3 protein-coding genes are annotated in these 3,014 nt (G+C 66.7%); 2 read left to right on the top strand and 1 reads right to left on the bottom strand.

Going from position 1 to position 3,014, the window contains the following annotated elements:
- The first annotated feature begins 209 nt into the window (after nucleotides 1-209).
- Entirely contained in the window at nucleotides 210-1,628 is a 1,419-nt protein-coding gene (gene istA, locus KUM38_RS29715; RefSeq protein WP_217133795.1) for an IS21 family transposase, read from the top strand.
- On the top strand, nucleotides 1,625-2,395 hold the full coding sequence (gene istB / locus KUM38_RS29710; protein ID WP_217133793.1) for an IS21-like element helper ATPase IstB: 771 nt from the start codon (nucleotides 1,625-1,627) through the stop codon (nucleotides 2,393-2,395). The genes istA and istB overlap by 4 nt, the downstream gene beginning before the upstream one ends.
- Before the next feature lie 34 nt (nucleotides 2,396-2,429).
- Here the strand turns inward: istB and KUM38_RS29705 are convergent, their stop codons facing one another.
- The gene (locus KUM38_RS29705) at nucleotides 2,430-2,804 is read right to left on the bottom strand and encodes a hypothetical protein (protein WP_217133791.1); all 375 of its coding nucleotides are present in this window, start codon (nucleotides 2,802-2,804) and stop codon (nucleotides 2,430-2,432) included.
- Between the last annotated feature and the right edge of the window lie 210 nt (nucleotides 2,805-3,014).

The following is a 3,014-nucleotide window of genomic DNA, read 5'->3' as shown; positions in this document are numbered from 1 at the left end:
GGCGCGTGCGTTTTGAGCACGACGGCTGCGAACACTTCTCCGTCCGCGACGACGGCACCTTCGGATGATCTACGGCTACGAAATTCTTGCCAGAGCCGTGAACGTCCCCACCCGCGTACGGATGAAAAGGGACAGTTGCGGATGCGTTGAGACCTGTTGCTCGGCACTCTGCTGCTTGGTCGGTGAGAGGCGGCGGAAGGCGGTCGACGGTGGTCCTGGATCCGCATCGTTGGTTGGAATTGCGTCGCTTCCGGAGCCTGTTGGAGTCCGGGGCGATTAGCCTGTCGGAGGTGGCCCGGGAGACTGGGCTGGACCGGAAGACGGTCCGCAAGTATCTGTCGGCACCGGGGCCGGCGACCCCGCCACGGCGGTCGCCGAACGGCCGGTCGAAGGCGAGGGTGATCGACGAGTTCGCACCGCTGGTCGACTCGATGCTGCGGGCCGAGATTCTGATGAAAGCGGCGGTGATCCACGGGCGGCTGGTGGCGGAGTACGGGTTCACCGGCAGCTACCAGCGCGTCAAGCTCTACGTCCAGGAAGCCCGGCCTCGCATCGCCGAGGAGCTCGGGATCACCCCGAAGGAACTCGCTGGCATGCACCGCCGGTTCGAGGTGGTCCCCGGCGCCCAGGCCCAGGTCGACTGGGGCGACGAGGGCAAGCTCCTCGCCCACATGGGGATCCCGAAGGTCTACTCGTTCCACATGACGCTGTCGTACTCGCGCGACCCGTTCTGCTGCTTCACCACCAGCCAGGACCTGCAGACGTTCTTCGACTGCCACCGCCGGGCCTTCGCCCACTTCGGCGGCGTCCCGATGACGATCGTCTACGACCGCACGAAGACCGTCGTCCGCCGCCACGTCGCCCCGGGCGAGGCGGTCCCGCTGCATCCGGAAGCGGTCGGGTTCGCCGGCCACTACGACTTCGACATCGATGTCCTGGCCGCCTACCGGCCCACCGGCAAAGGACGCGTCGAACGCCAAGTCCTCATCGTCCGTGACCGCGTCCTGTCCGGCCGGTCCTTCTCCTCCATCGAGGAGATGGACGCCGCCTTCGCCGCCTGGGTGCCGCAGCGGCGGGCTCAGGCCCACAGGACTCACCAGCAGGTCATCGGAGAGCGGGCGGCCCGCGACCACCTCGCACTCAAACCGCTGCCGGAGACGCCGTATCTGGTAGCCGAGCGGCATCTGCGGCCGGTCGGCAAGGACTGCCTGGTCGCCTTCGGCGGCAACCTCTACTCGGTGCCCGCCCGCAGGGTCCGACCGCGTCAGCTGGTGGAGATCCGGGCCACAAAATCGCAGGTCATGCTGCATTCCACCATCGCCGACGCCGGTGGCGAGACGCTGCTGGCCACCCACCCGCGGGCGATCGGCCGCGGGGCCCGCGTCGTCGATGAGACTCACTGGGATGGTCTGCCCACCGGCAAGGGACGCCGCACCACCACCGGCGATGTCCCGCCCCACCCTCGCCAGAAGCGTCCTCGGGGCGAGGAGGCCGGCCCCTTGCAGGCCCTGCTGAACCGGGCCGCGGCCACCCGCATCGAGGTCGGCCGCCGGCCGCTGTCGGTCTATGACGAACTGACCGGCACCCGTCCCTTCACCACCCGTCCGAGCACGAGGGAAACGTCTTGAGCGAGCTGGTCTCCACCCGCATCCGCAACACGGCCGGCAAGCTCGGCCTGCCCCACCTGGCCGAAACGATCAACGAGTACACCCAGCGGGCCGACGAGGGCAAGATGGGTTATCTCGACTTTCTCGACCTGGTCCTGTCCGAGGAACTGGCCGTCCGTGACGACCGCCGCTTCCGTCAGGGCCTGCGACTGTCGAAGCTGCCGCACCACAAGACGCTCGACGAGTACGACTTCTCCTTCCAGCCCGACCTGAACCCGCGCAAGGTCAAGGACCTCGCCACCCTCTCGTTCGTCGACGGCAAGGCGAACGCCGCCCTGCTCGGGCCGCCCGGGGTCGGCAAGACGCACATCGCCGTCGCCCTGGCGGTGGCGGCCTGCCGGGCCGGCTACTCGATCTACTTCACCAGCCTCGACGACATGGTCCGCAACCTCAAAGCCGCCGAGGCCGCAGGCCGTCTGACGAACAAGCTCGGCACCTACCTGCGGCCCAGCGTCCTTGTGGTCGACGAGGTCGGCTACCAGCCCCTCGAACGCGCCGAGGCGAACCTGGTCTTCCAGGTCATCTCCAAGCGCTACGAAAAGGGCTCGATCATCCTGACCTCGAACAAGACCTTCAGCGAATGGGGCCAGGTCTTCGGCGACGAGGTCCTCGCCACCGCCATCCTCGACCGCCTCCTCCATCACTGCGAAGTGATCTCCATCAACGGCCCCAGCTACCGGCTCAAGAACCGCCTCAAGGCGATCGAGCGAGAGAACGACGTGGCCTGACCACCCACGTCGTTTCCAGCGGACGAACACTTGATCAGTCGTTGATCACCCGTTGAAAGATCTCGGAGAACTCGCCGTTCTCGATCAGGCCGGCGATCACGCCGGTCATGCTGTCGATGCCGGGATCCCTGACGATCAGGCCGTCCGAGACCCAGAAGTACCGGCCCCCGAGGGCCTCGTCGGTCCCTGCCCAGAGCTTCATCAGGCGCTCGACTTCCACGACGGTGAACACGGTCGCAGTCCAACGAGATCCATTCTCCAGAGTCACGAGGACATCGACGTTGCAGACCTCGTCCAAGTCCTCGCCGTCGCTAGGCAGGAACGACGCTTCGAAACCCTCCATACGGACCCGATACCAGGGCTCGTCCCACCCGCGCTCGATCGGTTCAGACGATGTGCTGGGGCTCATCGCGCGAGTGTCCCTGGTCGGGGCATCGATCTCAACCGAGATCCTCTGCCGTGCTGCCGCCACCCGCGGCCAGAGCTGGGGACGTTCGTCCGTACGCAACTGGGGAGAAAAGCGGCTCTGGCAAGAATTTCGTAGCCGTAGATCATCCGAAGGTGCCGTCGTCGCGGACGGAGAAGTGTTCGCAGCCGTCGTGCTCAAAACGCACGCGCC

It is taken from the genome of Streptomyces sp. AC558_RSS880, from assembly GCF_019049255.1.
Lineage (GTDB): Bacteria > Actinomycetota > Actinomycetes > Streptomycetales > Streptomycetaceae > Streptomyces.
Note: the sequence above shows the minus strand (reverse complement) of the source record. Positions and strands in the feature narration are given on the sequence as shown.